The 20,722-nt window shown below is 73.9% G+C and carries 20 protein-coding genes; 8 read left to right on the plus strand and 12 right to left on the minus strand.

The genetic code is table 11. The annotated features are described in order from the left end of the window. Positions 1–5: 5 nt before the first annotated feature. The 3 genes from ACFYOJ_RS09310 to ACFYOJ_RS09320 all read right to left on the minus strand — a co-directional run bounded on the left by ACFYOJ_RS09310 (position 6) and on the right by ACFYOJ_RS09320 (position 3,845). The gene (locus tag ACFYOJ_RS09310) at positions 6–1,532 is read right to left on the minus strand and encodes a hypothetical protein (protein ID WP_356556839.1); all 1,527 of its coding nucleotides are present in this window, start codon (positions 1,530–1,532) and stop codon (positions 6–8) included. A gap of 178 nt (positions 1,533–1,710) precedes the next feature. Further along, on the minus strand, positions 1,711–3,129 hold the full coding sequence (locus tag ACFYOJ_RS09315; RefSeq protein WP_356556840.1) for a HEAT repeat domain-containing protein: 1,419 nt from the start codon (positions 3,127–3,129) through the stop codon (positions 1,711–1,713). Positions 3,130–3,452: 323 nt separating this feature from the next. Next, positions 3,453–3,845 (minus strand): ankyrin repeat domain-containing protein, encoded by a 393-nt coding sequence (locus ACFYOJ_RS09320; RefSeq protein WP_356556841.1) that lies wholly within the window; start codon positions 3,843–3,845, stop codon positions 3,453–3,455. Positions 3,846–4,157: 312 nt separating this feature from the next. Here ACFYOJ_RS09320 and ACFYOJ_RS09325 point away from each other — a divergent pair, with 312 nt between their 5' ends. After that, positions 4,158–4,352, plus strand: a complete 195-nt coding sequence (locus tag ACFYOJ_RS09325; protein WP_003977410.1) for a hypothetical protein — start codon at positions 4,158–4,160, stop codon at positions 4,350–4,352. Positions 4,353–4,402: 50 nt separating this feature from the next. Further along, positions 4,403–6,376, plus strand: a complete 1,974-nt coding sequence (locus ACFYOJ_RS09330) for a hypothetical protein (protein ID WP_356556842.1) — start codon at positions 4,403–4,405, stop codon at positions 6,374–6,376. A 60-nt stretch (positions 6,377–6,436) separates the two neighbouring features. Here the strand turns inward: ACFYOJ_RS09330 and ACFYOJ_RS09335 are convergent, their stop codons facing one another. Then, positions 6,437–7,936: a PLP-dependent aminotransferase family protein gene (locus ACFYOJ_RS09335; protein WP_356556843.1), complete on the minus strand. Its 1,500-nt coding sequence runs from the start codon at positions 7,934–7,936 to the stop codon at positions 6,437–6,439. A 101-nt stretch (positions 7,937–8,037) separates the two neighbouring features. Between ACFYOJ_RS09335 and ACFYOJ_RS09340 the strand changes: the two genes are divergently transcribed. The 4 genes from ACFYOJ_RS09340 (at position 8,038) to ACFYOJ_RS09355 (ending at position 11,528) form a co-directional block, all read left to right on the plus strand. Beyond that, a complete protein-coding gene (locus tag ACFYOJ_RS09340) occupies positions 8,038–8,691 on the plus strand; it encodes a hypothetical protein (RefSeq protein WP_356556844.1) in 654 nt (217 codons plus the stop codon). Further along, positions 8,688–9,455 carry a glycerophosphodiester phosphodiesterase gene (locus ACFYOJ_RS09345; protein ID WP_356556845.1) on the plus strand — a complete coding sequence of 256 codons (768 nt, stop codon included), beginning with the start codon at positions 8,688–8,690 and terminating at the stop codon, positions 9,453–9,455. Before ACFYOJ_RS09340 ends, ACFYOJ_RS09345 begins: the two co-directional genes overlap by 4 nt. Before the next feature lie 73 nt (positions 9,456–9,528). Then, positions 9,529–10,875: an MFS transporter gene (locus ACFYOJ_RS09350; protein ID WP_356556846.1), complete on the plus strand. Its 1,347-nt coding sequence runs from the start codon at positions 9,529–9,531 to the stop codon at positions 10,873–10,875. A 278-nt stretch (positions 10,876–11,153) separates the two neighbouring features. Next, positions 11,154–11,528, plus strand: a complete 375-nt coding sequence (locus tag ACFYOJ_RS09355) for an RNA polymerase-binding protein RbpA (protein WP_003977404.1) — start codon at positions 11,154–11,156, stop codon at positions 11,526–11,528. A 138-nt stretch (positions 11,529–11,666) separates the two neighbouring features. Here the strand turns inward: ACFYOJ_RS09355 and fxsA are convergent, their stop codons facing one another. The 4 genes from fxsA to ACFYOJ_RS09375 form a co-directional block, all read right to left on the minus strand. Beyond that, positions 11,667–12,242 (minus strand): FxsA family membrane protein, encoded by a 576-nt coding sequence (fxsA, locus tag ACFYOJ_RS09360; RefSeq protein WP_356556847.1) that lies wholly within the window; start codon positions 12,240–12,242, stop codon positions 11,667–11,669. A gap of 46 nt (positions 12,243–12,288) precedes the next feature. Beyond that, positions 12,289–13,152, minus strand: coding sequence for a polyprenol monophosphomannose synthase (locus ACFYOJ_RS09365; RefSeq protein ID WP_356556848.1), 864 nt, complete (start codon positions 13,150–13,152; stop codon positions 12,289–12,291). Between the two features lie 525 nt (positions 13,153–13,677). Then, positions 13,678–15,282 (minus strand): amidohydrolase, encoded by a 1,605-nt coding sequence (locus tag ACFYOJ_RS09370; protein WP_356556849.1) that lies wholly within the window; start codon positions 15,280–15,282, stop codon positions 13,678–13,680. Between the two features lie 80 nt (positions 15,283–15,362). Beyond that, positions 15,363–15,803, minus strand: a complete 441-nt coding sequence (locus tag ACFYOJ_RS09375; protein WP_006136660.1) for an Lrp/AsnC family transcriptional regulator — start codon at positions 15,801–15,803, stop codon at positions 15,363–15,365. Positions 15,804–16,070: 267 nt separating this feature from the next. On the opposite strand from ACFYOJ_RS09375, the gene ACFYOJ_RS09380 reads away from it, so the two are divergent. Next, positions 16,071–16,508 carry a hypothetical protein gene (locus ACFYOJ_RS09380; RefSeq protein ID WP_356556850.1) on the plus strand — a complete coding sequence of 146 codons (438 nt, stop codon included), beginning with the start codon at positions 16,071–16,073 and terminating at the stop codon, positions 16,506–16,508. Positions 16,509–16,762: 254 nt separating this feature from the next. After that, the gene (locus tag ACFYOJ_RS09385; RefSeq protein WP_356556851.1) at positions 16,763–17,044 is read left to right on the plus strand and encodes a hypothetical protein; all 282 of its coding nucleotides are present in this window, start codon (positions 16,763–16,765) and stop codon (positions 17,042–17,044) included. On the opposite strand, the gene ACFYOJ_RS09390 is transcribed toward ACFYOJ_RS09385, so the two are convergent. The 4 genes from ACFYOJ_RS09390 to ACFYOJ_RS09405 form a co-directional block, all read right to left on the minus strand. Beyond that, positions 17,007–18,179 carry an acyl-CoA dehydrogenase family protein gene (locus ACFYOJ_RS09390; RefSeq protein WP_356556852.1) on the minus strand — a complete coding sequence of 391 codons (1,173 nt, stop codon included), beginning with the start codon at positions 18,177–18,179 and terminating at the stop codon, positions 17,007–17,009. The genes ACFYOJ_RS09385 and ACFYOJ_RS09390 overlap by 38 nt on opposite strands. 168 nt (positions 18,180–18,347) lie before the next feature. Next, positions 18,348–18,839: a hypothetical protein gene (locus ACFYOJ_RS09395; RefSeq protein WP_388596458.1), complete on the minus strand. Its 492-nt coding sequence runs from the start codon at positions 18,837–18,839 to the stop codon at positions 18,348–18,350. 10 nt (positions 18,840–18,849) lie between these two features. Beyond that, positions 18,850–18,990: an SCO1431 family membrane protein gene (locus ACFYOJ_RS09400; RefSeq protein WP_356556853.1), complete on the minus strand. Its 141-nt coding sequence runs from the start codon at positions 18,988–18,990 to the stop codon at positions 18,850–18,852. Positions 18,991–19,143: 153 nt separating this feature from the next. After that, positions 19,144–20,520, minus strand: coding sequence for a peptidase C39 family protein (locus ACFYOJ_RS09405; protein ID WP_356556854.1), 1,377 nt, complete (start codon positions 20,518–20,520; stop codon positions 19,144–19,146). Positions 20,521–20,722 lie beyond the last annotated feature (202 nt).

Raw genomic sequence — 20,722 nt, forward strand, 5'->3', positions numbered from 1 at the left:
GCGTCTCACGCGGCCTCCGTCCGGTCCGCCGCCATCCCGGCCGCGTCCAGCAGTGCCGTGCCGACGATGAGGTCGGCGCCGCCGAACTCGGGGTCGTCCAGCTCGGTGCCGTCGTCCACGGCGAACAGCAGCTTGGGTTCGCCCTGCCGGTAGGCGGTGCCGACCGGCGGGCTGGCCGCGTGCACGGCCAGCAGGGCGACGAGGTAGGGGAGGTCGGGGTCCTGCGCGCGGGCGTCGGCCAGCAGTCCGGACAGGCGGCGCGGCGCGTCGTGCGGCAGGTCGAGCAGTTCCATGGCCGCCGCCAGCTGTTCCTCGCTGAAGCGGCTGTCGTCCGGCGTGGCGATCAGGTCGGGCTCGGGCATCTCGGCGCCCAGGTGCTCCCGCTCCACGGGCGGGGTCAGCAGGATGTCGACGAGGTCGCCGACCCGGACGGAGACGGGCGTACGCAGTCCGGTGCCGTGCGCGAAGAAGGCGTCGGTCGCGCGCAGCGCCTGCTCCAGGGGCAGCGGCAGGACGGGGGCGACGAGGTGGCCGTACAGGTCGAGGCCCGAGGTGGTCCGGGGGGCGGCGAAGGCCTGCCGGTCCTGCTCGGCGCGGAAGAGCGGCCCGGCCTCCAGCAGGCGGGACTGGAGCTGGGTGTGGCGGCGGATGCAGTCCTTGACGATGTCGACGAGCTCGGCCGCGCGGCGCTTGTGCTCCGGGTCCTCGGACTCGTCCCGGGCCTTGCGGATGTTGGTGAGGATCGCGTTCTCGTGCCGGTACCGGTCGGCGACGTGGTCCAGGGCCTCGGCGATCATGTCGGGGACGGTGTTCAGCCAGTCGACCGCGCGGACGTTGCGCCGGGTGGCGTCCAGGGCCCTGCGCAGGGTCTCGGAGTACTGGACGGTGCGGTAGCGCGCCTGTTCGGCGGCGAGCTGGGCGTCGGCGAGCCGGCCGCGGCTGATCAGCACCTCCAGCTTGACCTCGGCGGCGATCTGGGCGCTGGTGACGTCGGTGTCCAGGGCGCCGACCAGGACGTTGACCGCCTCGTCGGTGGTGCGCAGATAGACGGTGCCGCCGGGGCCGGGGACCTCCTCCAGCAGCTTGAAGTCGTAGTCGCGCCGCACATAGGTGCCGTCCGGCTCGAAGGTGCCGTACACGGCGCGGAAGCCGCGGTCGACGCTGCCGACGTTGATCAGGTTCTCCAGGACCCACCGGGCCACCCGCTCGTGCTCGGCGGCGGGCCGCGCCGGGGCCTGGGCGGCGACGCGCGGCACGAGCCGGGCGACTATCTGGTCGTGGTCGGCGCCCGTGTCGAAGTCCATGTTCAGGGTGACGAGGTCGATGGCGGCGAGCGCCACCTCCGCCATGCCGTACACCGAGTACTCGCCGGCGAGGTTGGCCTTGCGCGCGTCGAGGTCGTGCAGCGGTGCCGTGCAGGCGAGCGCGCGCAGCCGCCGCGCCAGTCCCTCGTCGGCGGCCGGGCCCGGGGCGGGGCGCGGCCCCGCGCTGAGCTGGGGCGGAACGCTGTCCGTCGATGCAGGCGAAGTCACGTTGCACAGACTAGGTCCTCGGTCTGACAACAACCCAAACGGCGCAGAACCACCGCCGCACGGCACGGCCTCGAGCCGGCACGGGAAGCCCCGGGCCGGCGGGCCCGCCGTATGAAGAAGAGGCCCGGAACGGCCGCGTGGAGAACGGCTCGGAGGGCCGGTCGCTGCCCGCCGCCGCTCAGACCGCGGGCGTGTCCGGGCCGAAGCGGCTGCGCACCGCCGTCTGGACCTCGTCCTCCTCTGCCGGGTCGGCGGCGAGCCGGCGCAGCTGTTCGACGACACGGTTGTCGCCGGTGGCGGCGTACCGGGCGGCCAGTTCCCGGGTCGTCTCCTCACAGTCCCACAGGCACTCCACGGCGAAGCCCGCGGCGAAGGACGGGTCGGTGGCGGCCAGCGCGCGGGCGGCCCGGCCGCGCAGATGGGAGGAGGCGGTCTCGCGGTAGATGTGGCGCAGTACGGGGGCGGCGCAGGCGATGCCGAGCCGACCGGTGCCGTCGACCAGGGTCCACAGAGTGGCGGCGTCCGGCCCTTCGACCCGCACCGCCTCCCGCAGTGCGGCGAGGACGAGGTCGCGGTCCTGCGCGCCGCCCCTGCACGCGAGGACGCGCCCCGCGGCGGCACCCAGGGCGTCGGGCCGCCGGACCCAGACCCGTGCCCGTTCGACGGCCGCCAGGGCACGCATGCGTTCGAAGGCCGCGACGGCGGCCTCGACGACGGGCGCCGTGCCGGTGATCACGGCCTCCTCGATCAGGTCGAGAACGCCGGGGTCGTCGCAGTCCGCCAGGTAGCGCAGGGCCGTACAGCGGGCGCCCTCGGTGCCGGACCGCGCGGCCTCGACGATCTCGGTCCGGTCCTCGGAGCCGGCGACCGCCGCGAGACAGCGGGCGGCCGGGACGTGCAGCGCGGCGCCTCGCTCGGCACCCTGCTGGGCCCAGTCGAACACGGCCTGCACGCTCCAGCCCGGACGCGGCCCGGAGGAGTTCATCTGCCGCTGCCAGCGGTCGAAGCTGCCGGCCTCCCGGGCGGCACGCACACGCGTGGCGATCGATTCGCGCGGGTCCTCCGCCCACAGGCGCCAGGGCCGGGGTTCGAAGGTGTCGCGCACGGCGACGGCCAGTTCGGCGTCACCCTCGGGATCCCGTGGGAAGCGGGCCAGGACGGGCACGGCCAGGGCCCGCAGCCCCGCGTCGTCGTCGCGCAGCGCCAGTTCGTCCAGGGCCCAGGCCCAGTTGACGCCGTGCGCGGCGTACCGGCGCAGCAGCCGGAGGGCGTCGAGCCTGCCGTAGGACGCGAGGTGGCCGAGGACCGCGAGGGCCAGCCCGGTGCGTGACTCGTCGGGGTCGAGGACGTCCTCGGGGTCGAAGAGGTGGGCCTCGATCGCGTCCAGGCCGCCGTGGAGGTCGAGATAGAGACGGGCGTAGTAGAGGGAGCGGTTCTCCAGCTGCCAGTCGTGGCGGGGGTCGTGCAGCACACAGTGGTCGAGGGCCGCGAGCGCCTCGGCGCGCGGGGCGGTGAGAGCGTGCAGCGTGCCGTCGCCGCGCCCTCGCTGCAGCAGGCCGAGCAGGGTACCGCTGGGCGCTATGACCGGATCGAACATGGGAAACAGCCTCACATCAAGCGTCGACGCAACCGGGAAACACGCGTTACCTGGCCGGGCGACAACACGTCGGAGAGCCCGCCGTCTCTTGCTTGCTGCTGACCATGTTCCTCTGCCTCTCGTCGGTGGCCCATGCGGGCCGTGTCACGGCCCGCGCGGTGCGGCAACACCTGCCCAGCCATCACGTCCGTGAACCACGTCGTCATGATGACCCGGCGGTCACATCTGCCGCGACCGAAATTTCGGCGGCCCCGTACCGCCTCCCCCGTCTGTCGTGTCGTCCCCGGTCGGCCCGGCCGGCCAGGCATTGGGTCAACTCCCGTTCAGGCCACCCCGAACAGCTCCAGCAGCTCGGTGCGGGCGAACATCCGTGCCGTGTCGACGGCCGACGGGGTGCCCGCCGAGGGGTCGGCGCCGGCTTCCAGAAGCGCCTTGGTCACCTCGGTCTCCCCCTTGAAGGCGGCACCGGCGAGCGGGGTCTGGCCCCGGTCGTTGACCCGGTCGGCCTCGGCGCCGCGGGCCAGCAGCGCGCGCACCGTGCCGGCGTGGCCGTGGTAGGCGGCGAGCATGACGAGGGAGTCGCCGCGGTCGTTGGTGAGGTCGGCCGGAACGCCGGCGTCCACGTACGCCACCAGCTCCTCGGTCCGCCCCTGCCGGGCCAGATCGAAGATCTTGGTCGCCAGCTCCACGACCTCCGGGTCGGGGGCTTCACTCATCGGCCGGACCACCTCTCACTACGGACGTACGAACGTCGGGGACTGCGTGTGCGCACGGCCGCGAGCGGTGCGGCCGTGCGAGTGAATCGTCAGGGTACTGGCTCGCGCGGCGTCCGACCGGACACCCCCGAGGTGGAAGATCGCCCCGGATCCGGCCGACGGCCGCGCCCCTGCCCGGCCGACCCGAGGAAGACTCCGCCATCCGGGGCAAATGTGCGAAATTTCCCCCATTTGCACCTTTAATCGTATGGATACATGCTGTGAGCCTGGAAGTACTCATGGTGACTGTCCCCGCGAACCAGGAGAACTCACATGATCCTCTCGATCTCAGGCGTGGTCCTGCTCGGCATCGTCGTCTTCATCTTCTTCCGCAAGGACGGCCTGAAGGCCTCCCACGCGCTGGTGGCGGTCCTGTTCGGCTTCTACCTCGCGAGCACGGCCATCGCCCCGAGCATCAAGGCGGGCGGCGAGAGCCTGGCGGGCCTGCTCGGCGGAATCAAGTTCTGACGGCCCTCCCCGCCCGAAACCCGCACGTACGGACTTCCCTGGAGGCAGCAGTGGCCCGGCGGCCCCTCCCCCGCATTCTGAGCAACGGCGGCGCACAGCTCGCCCGGAGCCGGGAGCTGGCCCGGACGGCGGCCGACAGCGCCACCGACGTCCTCCAGCCGCTCATCACCATCGTCCGCGGTCTGCGCCGACTGGCGTCGGCCGCGTGGCGCAGATGGACCGAGACCCCGAAGGACCGCCGCGGCGCGGTGCTGTTCCTGGTGGCCTCCGTGGTCCTGGTCGTGGCACTGATGCCGTACGGCCCGCTGCTCGCCGTCGTCGTACTGATGACGGCGGCGGCGTGGCAGGGCAGGGAACGCGCCCCGGTGGCGCCGGCGGGCCCGGACGAGGCCCAGGTCCACCGCCTGAAGTCGCTCTACGAGGCGCTGGTCCCGTATTTCTCGATCGCCGAGGACCCCGATCCGCTCTACACGCACGGCGGCTCGTGGGAGAAGGCGTTCCCGGCCTACGAGTTCGACGACACCGGCCGCGTCCGCGAGCTGGTGGTCCGCTACCCGGCCTACTTCACCGACGGGGAGGCGGAGTCCCGGGCGCGGATCGAGCACCTGCTCACCGCCAAGGCCGGCCGGGGCCGTGAGTACCACTACGCGTGGGACGAGGAGGCCAACCACCTCACGGTCACCGTCCTCGCCCCGCTGCCCACCGACATCACCGCCCAGCGCTTCGTCACGGCCCCCGGCGAGACGGTCCTCGGCTTCACCGACCCGACCCGGGTGCAGCGCACCCTTCCGCTCACCCACGGCGAGGAGCAGCGGGACGTGCCGCCGGTCGTCTGGCGCACGGGGGTCCGCTCCACCGAGCCGCATCTGCTGGTCCTGGGGCAGCCCGGCACCGGCACCTCCACCCTGCTGCGCTCCATCGCCCTGCAGGCCCTGCACCACGGCGACCTGGTCGTCGTGGACGGCGGCGGCACCGGCGAGTACGCCTGTCTGACCGGGCGCGACGGCGTCCTGGCCGTCGAGTGCGGCCTCGCCGGGGCGCTGGCCAGCCTCGAGTGGGCCGCCCACGAGACGGAACGCCGGCTGATCTCCGTCAACCGGGCCCGGCAGGAGGGCGAGCCGCCGCCCGACGACACCCGCCGGCCCCTGTGGGTGCTCGTGGACCGTCCGAGCGCCTTCACCCACCTGGCCGCCGCGGACGGACGCCGGGATCCGCAGACCCTCCTCCAGATCCCGCTGCGGCACGGCCGCGCGGCGAACGTGACGGTGGTCGTCGCCGACCAGCTGGACGCCCTGGACGCGCTCTGCGACGCCGTACGGCAGCACACGCGCGCGCGGGTCGTGCTCGGCCCGGCCACGGCCGACGAGCTGACGGCGGTGCTGGGCGCCGCCCCGCAGACCACACCCGTCGACCAGGTGCCGCCCGGCCGCGGCTACGCCCGCCTCGGCACGGGCCCGGTGCACCGTCTCCAGGTCCCGGCCACCCCGGACCCCTACGACGACGCCACGAGCGACGCCCACCGGCGGGCGGTGCTGGACCTGCTGCCGCCGCGCACGACGCCCGCCGACGGGGAGCATGCCTCCGTGCCCGCGAAGGCCGTGCCGAAGGCGGTCGTCATCGAGACGAAAGGGCTCCCGGTGGAGGCGGAGGCCGCCCCCGTCGCGGCGCAGGAGAACCCGGTGAGGACCACAGCGGTACCCGCCGGGGCCGAACCCCTTCACGCGCAGGCCCGGGAGGTGCCCGCCGCCGAGGTGAAGACGCTCGTGCCGAAGTCCGGGGCACCGGCCGTGGAGACGGCGGAGACGGCGGAGACAGCCGGCACGGCAGAGACCGCAGAGGCGGCAGGGTCCAGGGCGAGGGCCGAGGCGGGGGCGGTGACCGCCCCCGCGGGAGAGACCTTCACCACCGAGGCCCCCCTCGTCGCGGCGGTACCGGCCGTGGGCGCCACCGCGGAACCGGTCCCCGCCGAGACGGGGGTCCCGGAAGCCGTCGCGGCCAGGGCCGTCGCGGTGAAGCCGAACTGACCGCGGACGACCGGGCCCGTCCATAACCGGGCCGGGGCGGGCCGCCCTTCCCCGCCCCGGCTACGCCACGAAGGTCCGGGGGGCCTCGCTTCCCGGGGCACCCCCGTTCTCCACCAGCCGGGCCGCCGCGGCCAGCCGTACCGCCGCCTCGTCGGCCACCGCCCCGCCGACGGTGAACGGCAGGCGGACGTACCCCTCGAAGGCGCCGTCGACCCCGAAACGGGGGCCGGACGGGACCCGCACCCCCACGCGCTCCCCCGCCTCGGCCAGCCGCGAGCCCGACAGGCCGCCCGAGCGCACCCACAGGGTGAGCCCGCCGCGCGGCACCTCGAACTCCCAGTCCGGCAGCTCCCGCCGCAGGGCCGCCACCAGTTCGTCCCGGTTCTGCCGGGCCTGCTCGCGGCGCATCCGCACGGCCTGCTCCCAGCCGCCCGTGCTGAACAGCCAGTTCACCGCCAGCTGCTCCAGGACGGGCGTGCCCAGGTCGGCGTAGGCGCGGGCGGCGACCAGGCTGCGGATCACGTCGGGCGCGGCGCGGACCCAGCCGATGCGCATGCCGGCCCAGAAGGCCTTGCTGGCGGAGCCGACGGTGACGACCGTGGAGCCGGCCGGGTCGAAGGCGCACACGGGGCGCGGCATCTCGACGTCGTCCTCCAGCCACAGCTCGCTCATCGTCTCGTCGGCCACCAGGACGGTCCCGGCCGACCGGGCCGCCTCCACCAGCCGGCGCCGCTGGTCCTCGTCGGCGAGGGCGCCGGTGGGGTTGTGGAAGTCGGCGACGACGTAGGCGATGCGGGGCGCGGCCTCGCGCAGCACCTGGCGCCAGCGGTCCACGTCCCAGCCGGTGAGGCCCTCGGCCATGGCGACGGGGACGAGCCGGGCCCCCGCCTCGCGCATCAGCTGGAGGATGTTGGCGTACGAGGGCGACTCGACGGCGATGCGTTCGCCCCGTCCGCCGAAGAGGTGGCAGATCGCGTCGATCGCGCCCATCGCGCCCGTGGTCACCATGATCTGCTCGGGCATGGTGGGGATGCCGCGCGCCGTGTAGCGCTCGGCGATCATCGACCGCAGCGCGGGCAGTCCGGCCGGGTAGTCGCCGTGGGTGTGCGCGTAGGGCGGCAGCTCCTCCAGGGCGCCCTGCACCGCGCGCGTCAGCCAGGGCTCGGGCGCGGGGAGCGCCGCGCAGCCGAGGTCGATCATCGAGCCGAGCGCCTCGGGCGGCAGGGGTTCCAGGCCGCGCGCGGGCAGGGGGTTCCCGGCCGGTACGGCGGTCCAGCTGCCGGCGCCGCGGCGGGACTCCAGGAAGCCCTCGGCGCGCAGGGCCTCGTAGGCGGCGGCGACGGTGGTGCGGCTCACCTTCAGGGCGAGGGCCAGTTCGCGTTCGGCGGGCAGCCGGGCGGCGACCGGCACGCGTCCTTCGAGCACGAGCAGCCGGACGCCGTCGGCGAGGGCGCGGTAGGCGGGCGGGCGGCGGGTGCCGGGGCCGGCCGGGCGGTCCTGCTGGGAGCCGAGCAGCCGGGCGAGCTGCGCCGCCCCCACGGCCGAAGTCCACTGCGCCATGGAAATCAGTCCACCTTCCCCGAATTGGCCGTGGTTGGCCGTTGTTCTCGCGCCACAGGCTGTCATGAAGCAGGCCACTACCACCACACAGGGGGCACATCTTGTCCAGCGAGCGGCAACTCCCACGCCGGCTGACCCAGCTGTACGGCGGTCTCCTCCTGTACGGCGCGAGTTCGGCGCTGCTGGTCAGGTCGGGGCTCGGCCTCGAACCGTGGAACGTGCTCCACCAGGGCCTCGCCGAGCGCACCGGCCTGTCCATGGGCGTGGTGCTGACGATCGTGGGCGCCGGCGTGCTGCTGCTGTGGATCCCGCTGCGCCAGCGGCCGGGCCTCGGCACGGTCTCCAACGTGCTGGTGATCGGCGCGGCGATGGACGCGACCCTGGCCCTCGTGCCCGGCGCCCACGGCTGGACCGCGCGGATCGCGATGATGACGGCGGGGATCGTCCTGAACGGGGCGGCGACCGGGCTGTACATCGCGGCCCGGTTCGGCCCGGGTCCGCGCGACGGCCTGATGACGGGCCTGAACCGGCGCACGGGCCTGTCGGTGCGCCTGGTGCGCACGGTCCTCGAGATCACCGTCGTGGCGACGGGCTTCGTCCTCGGCGGCACGGTCGGCGTCGGCACCCTGCTGTACGCGCTGTCCATCGGCCCACTCGCCCAGGTCTTCCTGCGCCTGTTCGCCGTCCCCGTGACACCGCGGGGCGGCACGGTGGTTGCCGGGGGGCTGCCGGACCGCGCGATACTGCGGCGGTGACCACCCCGATACGCCACCCCTACCTCGACCACCCCGGCCCGATCGCCTTCGCCCACCGGGGCGGGGCGGCGGACGGCCTGGAGAACACCCTCCGCCAGTTCCGGCGCGCGGTGGACGCCGGTTACCGGTACATCGAGACGGACGTCCACGCCACGCGGGACGGCCGGCTCGTCGCCTTCCACGACGCGACCCTGGACCGGGTGACGGACGGGGCGGGCCGGATCGCCGACCTGCCGTGGGAGGAGGTGCGCCGCGCACGCGTGGCGGGCGAGGAGCCGGTGCCGCTCCTGGAGGAGCTGCTGGAGACCTTCCCCGGGGTGCGCTGGAACATCGACGTGAAGGCGGAGCCCGCGCTGCGCCCCCTGCTGACCCTGATCGGGCGGACGAACGCGTGGGACCGGGTCTGCGTCGGCTCGTTCTCCGAGGCCCGCGTGGTCCGCGCCCAGCGGCTGGCCGGTCCGCGCCTGGCCACCTCGTACGGCACCCGGGGCGTCCTCGCTCTCCGGCTGCGCTCCTGGGGGCTTCCCGCCGCGCCGCGCCGCTCGGCGGTGGCCGCGCAGGTGCCCGAGGCGCAGTCGGGCATACCGGTGGCCGACGACCGCTTCGTCCGCGCGGCCCACGCGCGCGGGCTGCAGGTCCACGTCTGGACGGTGAACGATCCCGCCCGGATGCACCGGCTCCTCGACCTGGGGGTGGATGGCATCATGACCGATCACATCGACACACTGCGCAAGGTCATGGAGGACCGCGGCGTCTGGGTCTGAGACCGTCCAGGGCCCGGGATCCGAGGCCGGGACTCGGCGACGGCGCGCGTTCACGGGGGAAGCGAGGGCACGGATGGGCATCGGCACCGTGCGGACGGACGCGGCCGACGGGGCCGGCGACCGGCGGCGCGAGCAGCGCGGCTGGTACTTCTACGACTGGGCGTGCTCCGTCTACTCGACGAGCGTGCTCACCGTGTTCCTGGGGCCGTACCTGACATCGGTCGCCGAGTCGGCGGCGGACGCGGACGGGTACGTCCATCCGCTGGGTGTCCCGGTGCGCGCCGGGTCCTTCTTCGCGTACTCGGTGTCCCTGTCGGTGATCGTCGCGGTCCTGGCGATGCCCCTGGTGGGTGCCGCGGCCGACCGCACCGGCCGCAAGAAGCCGCTCCTGGCCGCCGCCGCGTACACCGGGGCGACGGCGACGGCCTGCATGTTCTTCCTCGACGGCGACCGCTATCTGCTGGGCGGCCTGCTCCTGGTCGTCGCCAACGCCGCGCAGAGCGTGGCGATGATGCTGTACAACTCCTACCTGCCGCAGATAGCGCCGCCCGCGGAACGCGACGCGGTCTCCTCGCGCGGCTGGGCCTTCGGCTACGCGGCCGGGGCGCTGGTGCTGGTGCTGAACCTGGTCCTCTACACGGCCCACGACTCCTTCGGCCTGAGCGAGAGCGCCGCGGTCCGCGTCTGCCTGGCGTCGGCGGGGCTGTGGTGGGGCGCCTTCGCACTGATACCGCTGCGCCGGCTGCGCGACCGCCGCGCTCCCGCGCGGGAGGCGGCCCTGCCCGGTTTCCGGCAGCTCGCGGCGACCGTCCGCGACATGCGGCGCCGTCCGCTGACCCTGGCCTTCCTGCTGGCGTACCTCGTCTACAACGACGGCATCCAGACGGTGATCTCCCAGGCCTCGGTCTACGGGTCCGAGGAGCTGGGGCTCGGGCAGTCCACGCTCATCGTGGCCGTGCTGCTGGTCCAGGTGCTGGCGGTGGCGGGCGCCCTGGCGCTGGGCCGGCTGGCCCGGACGTACGGCGCCAAGCGCACGATCCTCGGATCACTGGTGGCCTGGACGGTCACCCTCGCGGCCGGGTACTTCCTGCCGGCCGGGGAGCCGGGGTGGTTCTTCGCGCTGGCCGCGGGGATCGGTCTCGTCCTCGGCGGCAGCCAGGCGCTCTCCCGCTCCCTGTTCTCGCACATGATCCCGCCGGGCAAGGAGGCCGAGTACTTCTCCGCGTACGAGATGAGCGACCGCGGTATGAGCTGGCTGGGGCCGCTGCTGTTCGGGCTCACCTATCAGCTGACCGGGAGCTACCGGGACGCGATCATCTCGCTGGTGGCGTTCTTCGTCATCGGTTTCGTGCTGCTGGCGCGGGTGCCGGTGAGGCGTGCGATCGGCGACGCGGGCAATCCGGTACCCGAAAGGATTTAGCACTCGACCCGAAAGGGCTGTAGTGTACGCGTTTGGCCTGCCAGGCGTACCGTTACTGCGCGTCAATGGCGCCGAAACGGTATGTCACAACTGGTAACAGGAGTGACAAACCGGACGTCGGCGGGTACTGCACTGGTTGCAAGGCTGCGGCTGCGACGGCGACGCAGGGCCCGGAACGGGGACTCCGGACGGGAATCTTTACCGCCGCCCGGACGTTGACCGGATGACGACGACAGCGACACCTGTCCTGTGGGCGACAAGCCCGGGAGGCACGATTCATGAGTGAGCGAGCTCTTCGCGGCACGCGCCTCGTGGTGACCAGCTACGAGACGGACCGCGGCATCGACCTGGCCCCGCGCCAGGCCGTGGAGTACGCATGCGAGAAGGGGCATCGGTTCGAGATGCCCTTCTCGGTCGAGGCGGAGATCCCGCCGGAGTGGGAGTGCAAGGTCTGCGGGGCCCAGGCACTCCTGGTGGACGGCGACGGCCCTGAGGAGAAGAAGGCCAAGCCCGCGCGTACGCACTGGGACATGCTGATGGAGCGGCGCACCCGCGAGGAACTCGAAGAGGTCCTCGAGGAGCGGCTGGCCGTTCTGCGCTCCGGCGCGATGAACATCGCGGTGCACCCGCGGGACAGCCGCAAGAGCGCCTAGTCCCCACGGGGACCGAGCCGGTCTTTCAGCGAACGCGGAGCGGGCGCCGTACGTGACTCACGTACGGCGCCCGCTTCGTCGTGCGCGTTCCCCGCGCCGTGCTCTTCGCGGACGGCGCGGGGGCAGCGGCGCGGAGACTCAGCGTGCCAGCGGCGGACGGGGGCCCTGCGGAGCGTCGCCCGGTTCGTCCCGGATCACCTCGCCCTGGACGACCTTGCCGTCCGGGCGGTGCATCCGGGCCTGCCGGAAGGCGTCGCCGAGGCTTCCGGGACCGGCCTCGCGGAGCTTGCGCTCGACCGTGCGCTGCGTGTACCGGCTCACGGCCTTCTGGACCGGGGGCAGCAGAAGGAGCAGGCCGAGGACGTCCGAGATCAGACCGGGGATCATCAGGAGCAGCCCGCCCAGCATCGTCAGGCCGTTGCCCTCACTGTTCCGGCGGGGCTCCGGCACGGCGCCGGACTGCTGCTGCTGGAGCGTCTCGGTGAGATCGCGGAAGGCCCGGCGGCCGGCCCGCTTGATGACCACGGAGCCGAGGAGCACGCCGGCGACGAGGAGCAGGAAGACCACGAACCCGCTCGACGCGCCCGCGACCACGGTCAGCAGCCAGATCTCCAGCACGAGCCACGCGGCGGCGCCCAGCGGCAGGTAGGTGCGCAGCCGTGAGCGCCGGGGCGGCCGGGCGGGGGACCTGGGAGTCTGAGCGCCTGTCGTCATGCTCCCAGTGTGCCTGGGCCCGGCTCAGCGCGGGATAAGGGGGCGATCAGGCCTTCCGGTCCGGTGCGTCGGCCTGTGCCCGGGCCGGCTCCCCGGCCGGTCCTGCGGCCGGCGCGCCGGTTGTCCTGTCGCGGCCCAGCACCTTGCCGACCCGCTCCCCCACGCCCCAGGTGGTGACCCTCCAGAGGGCCTCCACGAGGATGTCGCGGCTCATCTTCGAGTCGCCGAGCTCCCGCTCGACGAACGTGATGGGCACCTCGACGACGTGGTATCCGGCCTTGACCGCCCGGCGGGCCAGGTCGACCTGGAAGCAGTAGCCCTGGGAGGCGACATCGTCCAGGCCGAGCCCTTCGAGGGTCTCCCGGCGGAAGGCCCGGTAGCCGCCGGTGACGTCGCGCAGCGGCAGGTCCAGGGCCAGGCGGGAGTACATGCTGCCGCCGCGGGAGATGAACTCGCGGGACCTGGGCCAGTTCACCACCCGGCCGCCGGGCACCCAGCGGGAACCGAGCACCAGGTCGGCGCCCTTGAGCGCGGTGAGCAGACGGGGAAGCTCCTCGGGCTGGTGGGAGCCGTCGGCGTCCATCTCGATCAGCACGCCGTAGCCGTGCTCCAGCCCCCAGCGAAAGCCGGCGAGGTAGGCGGCTCCCAGACCCTCCTTGCCCTTGCGGTGCAGGACGTGGACCTGCTCGTCCCCGGCGGCCAGTTCGTCGGCGAGTCTGCCGGTGCCGTCGGGGCTGTTGTCGTCGGCCACGAGAACGTGGGCCTCGGGGACCGCCTCGCGCACGCGCCCGACGATCGCCTTGATGTTCTCCGCCTCGTTGTAGGTCGGGATGATCACCAGGGCCGTGCCCAGGGGGCCGAATCGCCTCCCGTGGTCCGCTGCCGCGAGCGTCCCGTCGCCGTCGTTCACTACTGCCCCTTCATGTCCGTACGCAGAGGACCACCATAGTGGCCAGGGCCTGCGATGACGTGACAGGACGCCGGAATGGCGGTGTCACCGTCCCCGGAGCGGGGTAGGGATGTGTGTTTCGGGCCGTTTCCGCGGCGGATGGGGGCCCGGCGCCCTTCGGGCCGGCCCGGGACCCGCCGGCTGCGGATCGACCGGGGCCGTTGTCTACTGAGCGCCCGGGCCCCACCCGGGTCACACCTCCCGACCGGCCGTGACGTCCCCTCGTCACGGCGCGAGCGCTGAGCCTGGCTCCCAGTGGCGGTGCCCCGGTGCGGCACACCGTCCCTGACGCAGCGGCGCCGCGGCGAGTGCGCGGACGTTTCCCCGGTCGGGTGTCCGGTGGTGGACTCCGTCGAACCTACCGGGCCCCCGCCGCGGCCTGTCAACAGGGGTCCCACCTGCGTCTTTCACGCCAACACCCAGGTCAGCGCGGTGTCCGGCCGAAGTTTACGGGCCGGAAGATCATCGCCCCGTCGGCCGTGGAGATCACTCGCCCGGCCGCACGAAGACCGTGCGGCCGCCCACCACGGTGCGCAGACAGACCGGCAGGTCCCGGCCCGGGGTGAGATCGGGCAGGCCGGGGGTGCCGGAGCGGGGGTCCGTCGACCAGCGCGCCACCCGGTCGTCGGGAGCCTGCACGACCAGTTCGCCGGTGCGCCACACGGCGTAGTCCGCGGGCGCGCCCGGCACCAGGACGCCCGCGTCGTCCCGGCCGACCGCCCGCCAGCCGCCGCGCGTGTGCGCCGTGAACGCCGCGCGCACGGAGATGCGGTGCTCCGGGGTGCGGTGGAAGGCGGCGGCCCGGACGGTGCCCCACGGGTCGAGGGGCGTGACCGGGCTGTCGGAGCCGAAGGCGAGCGGGACACCGGCGCGCAGCAGCGCCGCGAAGGGGTTGAGGGTGCGGGCCCGCTCGGCGCCCAGCCGCTGGGCGTACATGCCGTCCTCGCCGCCCCACAGGGCGTCGAAGGCGGGCTGGACGGAGGCGGTCAGGCCCAGTTCGGCGAAGGCCGCGACGGTCTCGGGCGTCATCATCTCGGCGTGCTCGACGCGGTGGCGGGCGGCGCGGACGCGGGCGAGGCCGAGCTTGTCGGCGGCGGCGCGCACGCCCTCCACCACGGTGGTGACGGCGGCGTCGCCGATGGCGTGGAAGCCCGCCTGGAGACCGGCCTCGGTGCAGGCGACGACGTGGGCGGCGACGTCGGCGGCGTCCAGGTAGGCGGTGCCGGTGTGGGCGGCGTCGGCGTAGGGCTGGTGCAGGCAGGCGGTGTGCGAGCCGAGGGCGCCGTCGGCGAAGAGGTCGCCCGCGGCGCCGGCCGCTCCCAGCTCGCGCGCCTTGTCGACGTCCTGTTCGGCCCAGTAGCCGACCACCCGGGGGCCGTCGCCCTCGGCCGCGAGGCGCAGCAGGCCGGTGAGGTCGTCCTCGGAGGAGATCTCCGGGCCTGCGCACTCGTGAACGGTTCCGATGCCCAGCGAGGCGGCGTGCGCGAGGGCGGCGCGCTGGGCCTCGGTGCGCTGGGCGGGGGTGACAGCGCCCAGCGCGGCGGCGCGCACGGCGTGGTGGGCGTCGGCGGTGAGCGGGCCGTCGGGCCGGCCGACGTCCTGCGGGACGAGGTCGAGCAGGGCCGTCGTGACGACCGCCGAGTGGACGTCGATCCGGCTGAGGTACAGGGGGCGTCCGCCCGTGGCCCGGTCGAGTTCGGCACGGGTCGGGGGCAGGCCGTCGGGCCAGCGGGAGGCGTCCCAGCCGTGTCCGAGCAGGACGCGGTCGTCGGGGCGGGTCGCGGCGAAGTCCCGTACGAGGGCGAGGGCCGCCTCGCGGGAAGGCGCGCCGGACAGGTCGAGGCCGGTCAGCGCGAGGCCCGTGGACGTGGTGTGCACGTGTGCGTCGGTGAACGCCGGGGTGACCAGGGCTCCGTCCAGGTCGATCACCTCGTCCACGCCGTCCGCGAAGGCGTCCGCGGCGCCCTCGGAGCCGACCCAGGCGACCTGGCCGCGTTCGACGACCATGGCCGTCGCGAAGGGGTCGGCGGGACTGTGGACCTCGCCGCGGCGCAGCAGGACCGTGGCGGGCGGGGTGGTGGACTCACTCATGGCAACCAGTCTCGCCCCTCGCGCCGGCCGGTCCGCAGGCAGGTCGGCGCCGCGCGCGGGGCGGGGGTTGCCGGGACGGGTCAGATACGGGGCGGGCGGGCCTCGTAGGGCGTCGAGAGGACCACCGTGGTCCGGGTGGACACGCCGGCCAGGGAGCGCACCCGGGCGAGCAGCTCCTCCAGTTCGTGCGGGGTGGCCACCCGGACCTTGAGGATGTAGTTCTCGTCGCCCGCCACGCTGTGGCAGGCCTCGATCTCGGGGACCCCGGCCAGCCGGTCGGCGATGTCGTCGGGGGCACTGGGGTCGAACGGTTTCACGGAGATGAAGGCGGTCATCGGCAGCCCGACGGCCTCCGGGTCGACGACCGCGGCGTAACCGCGGATGACGCCACGCTGCTCCAGCCGCCGCACCCGCTGGTGCACGGCCGACGTGGACAGGCCCGTGGCCTTGCCCAGGTCTGTGTAGCTCATCCGCCCGTCCTTGACGAGCAGCTGCACGATCTGTCGGTCCAGCTCCTCCATGGCGCAAGAACCTACAGTGCGCTTGACCTCCCCGGACACCCGCGTGGACGGGGGCATGGCCGGTCCGTGCCGCGGGAGGGCGCCGGCCGGTGCTCCGGCGGGGACAAAACCACCGCACCGGACACCTGCGCGTGGCATGTGACGAACGCCACACACGTTGGTCCTTCTCCGTGATGTTCCCGTGATTACTCGTGAGATCCGGCGGGAAGTGCTTGCTGTGGCCGAGACCGCAGTGCCGTCACGGCCCAGCCCGAGGGGGAGAATCCCATGCAGAGTCTTAAGCGCCCTGGTCGTACCGCGCCCAAGCGGCAGCAGCCGGTCGTCGAGTCCGTGCCGGAGGGCGTCGATCCCGACGCCTTCGACGACGAGGAGCTCGACGCCTACGACACCTTCGAGATGTACCGGGTGATCTGCCCGGACTGCGCGCAGCCCATCGCCCTGCTCGCGGACGAGGAGGTGCTGCCGGAGCACGCGCTGTGCGCCTCGCCGTGGGATCCCTTCGGCCTCACCGTCTGCGCCGGCACCGGCCGCAGGGCCGACGACGCCCGTCCGGCGGACGAGTCCTTCGAGCCGCACGAGCAGGACACCGCCCTGCTGCTGACGCTCCCGCGCGGCCTCGACTGGCGGACGCAGCCCTTCTCCCACGTCGGCGGCCCGGGCTCGCGCCCGATGCGCATGCCGGTGATGCGGCGCCAGGCCGCCTGAGCGGCCGCGCCCCGGCGCGCAGCGCCTGCGCACGGAGCCACCCCTGTCGCCGCGCCATGGCCTCGAGTGCCGTGGCGCGGGCGGGACCGCCGGGCCGGGCAGCCGGGAGCGTGCCCGTGCGTCCGGGCCCGGCAGGACGCCCCGCCCGGACGCCGCGGCGGAGCGGTCACGGAGGGCCGGGCGGCGGACCTCGTGGACGTACGCTCGATTCCGTCGGCCGGTGACCTGTCCGCGCTTCGCCACGTTGCCCGGGTATGACTCCCACGCACTCGGCCACCGGGAGCCGGCGCCGTGCGTTCGTGCCGGTGCCGACGGGCATGGCCCCGCCGGCACCACAGCTCCCGGATCCGCCGATCTACCGTGAGCTGATGCGGACCTGGGCCGACCGTGGCCGCACCCTGCCGGGGCGCCACGATCCCGAGTGGCTCAGGCTCGCGGCGCCCCCGCACGGAGCCGGCGACGTCGTGTCCGGTGGCGACTTCAGCGTCACCGGCACCTTCAGCGTTCCTCGGGCCCCGCGAGATGACGGGCGATGACCATCCGCTGGATCTGGTTGGTGCCCTCGACGATCTGCAGGACCTTGGCCTCGCGCATGTAGCGCTCGGCCGGGAAGTCCGCGGTGTAGCCGTAGCCGCCGAGAATCTGCACGGCATCGGTGGTGACCCGCATCGCCGCGTCGGTGCAGTACAGCTTGGCCATGGCCGCCTGCTTGCCGAAGGGCAGTCCCGCGTCGCGCAGCCGTGCCGCCGTCAGGTACAGGGCGCGGCCGGCCTCGACCTGGGTCGCCATGTCGGCGAGCATGAAGCGCAGCCCCTGGAAGTCGGCGATCGGTCTGCCGAACTGCCGTCGCTCGCCCGCGTAGGACACCGCCTCGTCCAGCGCGGCCCGGGCGACGCCGATCGCGCAGGCGGCGATGCCGAGCCGTCCGGACTCGAGCGCGGACAGGGCGATCGCGAACCCCTGTCCCTCCTCGCCGATGCGCCGGGCGTCGGGGACCCGCACGCCGTCGAGGTGGACCTGCGCGGTGGGTGAGCCCTTGAGGCCCATCTTCTTCTCCGGCACCGCGGCGCTCAGGCCGTCGGCGTCGCCGGGCACCAGGAACGCGGTGATGCCGCGCGGGCCGTCCTGCCCGGTGCGCGCCATGACGGTGTAGAAGTCGGCGATCCCTCCGTGGGTGATCCACGCCTTGGTGCCGGTGATCACCCAGTCGTCGCCGTCGCGCACCGCCTTGGTGCGCAGGGAGGCGGCGTCCGAGCCGGAGGCGGGCTCGGACAGGCAGTAGGCGCCGAGCATGCCTCCGCCGAGCATCGCGGGCAGGTGCTCGGCCCGCTGCTCCTTGGTGCCGTACGCGGCGAGCGCGTAGGAGGCGAGGGTGTGCACGCTGACGCCGAGGCCGACGGTGAGCCGGGCCGCGGCGAGCTCCTCGAGGACCTGGAGGTATACCTCGTAGGGCTGGTCCCCGCCGCCGTGCTCGGCGTCGTAGGGCAGGCCGAGCAGGCCCGAGTCGGAGAGCAGGGCGAAGACCTCGCGCGGGAAGCGTCCGGCGTCCTCCTCCTCGGCCGCGTGCGGGGCGATCTCGCGCTGGGCGATGTCGCGGACGAGCGAGATCAGGTCCCGGGCCTCGTCCGTGGGCAGTTGCCGGTCCACCGGCTGCGGGGCGCGGTCGGGCATGGCGACGCTCTCCTCCCTGTCGGGCACATCGGCGGACGTGCGCCTTGGGTGGAGGCGGCTCCGCCGGGTCGTTCGGCCTGGCCGATGCTCGCACTCCCGGGTCGCGGAAGCGGCTGACCAGCGGCTGTGCGCTGTGAGTATGCCCGATCGGAGGCATGGAGTCACCAGTTAACGAGCGCTCACTTCGGGAAGTTTCCGGCTTGCGCGCCGGGCCGGGCCCGGCACGGGACGCGGAGGGGGCGGCGGGCCGGTGTCCGTGGGGTCGTACGCGCTCTCGGCGACGGTCCCGACGATCGCCTCGCGCACTCCGTCGCGGACGGCCCGCACCTCGGCGTCGAAGCCGACGCCGCCGCTGACGACGGCGGCGCGGCGGGCGGCCTGGCCGGGCTCGGCGCGGGACAGACACCCGCCGGTGGTGCGGTGGACGCGCTCCGCCGCCGGCGGTTCGGTGCCGCCCACCGCGGTGGTGACCGGACCGGCGGCCGGATCCTGGATGATCGCCGGGTAACAGCCCCGCCCGGACCGGAAGCAGTGGTGGATCAGGCTCTTGGCGACACGCGCCGGGCGGGTGGTGTCGTCCGTCGGGAGCGCGTCGTACGACGTGTCGGCGAACGACGTGCGCCCGATGGCGACGAGGCCGGGGCGTGGCGCAGGTCGCACGAGGGTCGCGTCAGAACAGGCCGAGCTGGACCACGAGCATCGCGAACACCACGACGAGGGTCCAGCCCGCGATGTGCTCGACGATCTTCGGGCCGTCGTCCTCGGGACCGCCGGTGCGGACGCGGGTGGCGGTGGCGGTGTGTGCGGTCATGACTTCTCGCTGCTCTCGACGACTGCTGGGATCCCCCCGGAACCCTGTCCACTTTGCCACTGGGAGCGGCTTTCGTGGCGGAGACGTTCCTCACAGGGCCCCGCCCCCGGCGCGGTGCGCACCGGGGGCGGGGCCGGTGTTCGGGGACGGGGGTCAGCGCACGCCCACCGCCGCGAGCGCCCTGCGCCGGCGGGGGTCGGGACGCGCCGGGAAGTACAGGTAGCAGACGCCTCCGGTGCCGGAGACGACCTTGCCGCTCGCGTTGTACCGCTTGGTGCGCAGCCAGATGTTCTCCCACTCGCGGCGCCTGTAGACCCGGCGTACGGCCTCGTTGTCCGGTGAGGCGGGGTCGTTGGCGACGACGTCGCCGTCGGCGGTGAAGCCGGTCACGGTCATCAGGTGACCCGCGGTGCCGTAACCGGCCCCGGTCAGCTCCTCCTCGAGGAAGGACTGGGACGTGATGACCGGGATGCCGGCCGCGATCAGCGTCTCCAGGTCGGTGAGGGAGCCGAGGCGGGTGACCACGCCCTGCAGGCCCTCGAAGGTGGCCGCGTAGGCGGCGTTGAAGGGCCAGTTGCCGCAACCGGCGTACTGGTGGTCGTACGTGTACCGGGCCGCGTGGCAGACCTGGGGGTCGGTGTACGACGGATCGACCCAGGCCAGTTGTTCCTCGGTGAGCCGGCCGCCCCAGTACTCGACGACCATCTGCGAGGAGGTCGGGCTGCACCAGGCCTCGCCGCCGTTGTCGTACTCGGGGTAGCGGCCCTTGTGGATCTCCTGCGAGTAGCGCGGGACGCGCAGTTCGCCGGTGTGGCCGGGCCGGGAGGCCGGGACCGTGAAGCGGTCGGGGACGTCGGAGCCCATCACGCCGATCCGGTGGACGGTGGGCGTGAGCCTCGTGCCGGGGCGGCGGTGGAGGGTGAGTCTGATCCGGCAGGACACCAGGCGCAGGCCGGTGGAGGCGTCGTCGAGGGAGAGGGTGTCCGTCCAGACGCTGCTCCTGCCGTCGCTCTGGCCGTCGACGGAGGTCCGCTTGATGTCCTGGTCGCCGGCCGCCCAGCGCCCCATCACGTACCAGGGCGTCTTTGTGCCGTCGGAGTAGGTGCCCCTCAGCTCGGTCTGGATCCAGGTGCCGGCCGGGGTGTGCGCGTTCCAGGAGGCGATGAGCTCCGTCGAGGGCACGGCGAGCCGGTGTTCGGGCGAGGTCCAGGTCGCGTACTCCCAGTCGGCCGTCCCGCCGGTGTGCGGATCGGTGTAGGCGGTGGTGCCGGCCGGGGCGGCGATGACGACGCCGGGCCGGGCGCCCGCGACGGGTCTGGTGCCCCGGCCTGTGCCGCCGCACCAGTCGTGGAAGGTGACCCAGGCCCGGTTGTCGACCGGACGGTGGGTGCGTTCGGGGTCCGCGGCGTCCGGGCCGGCGGCCGGGGCGGCCTCGGCGCCGGACGGGACCGCCGCACCGGTCACGGCGGTCGCTGCGGCGACGGCGGCGGCCAGGACCGTTCTACGGGACGGCTGTTCGGCTCTGTTCATGGGCGGATGACCCCCAGGGTGTGCGCGTCGGGCGGGACCGTTGCACGGATGTGCGCCAACTATGGCCGCAGGCCGCCGCTCCCGCCAGCACCCCCGCACACGCCACGCCATGCACACGGGTGCCGTGCGGGCGCGGACGGCCGTGCTCCGGAGCGCGCGGGCGCGGTTAGAGTGCTGGGCGAACGACGCCCGTCCCCCTCCT

The organism is Streptomyces sp. NPDC006384 (assembly GCF_042870695.1).
In the GTDB taxonomy this organism is placed as follows: domain Bacteria; phylum Actinomycetota; class Actinomycetes; order Streptomycetales; family Streptomycetaceae; genus Streptomyces.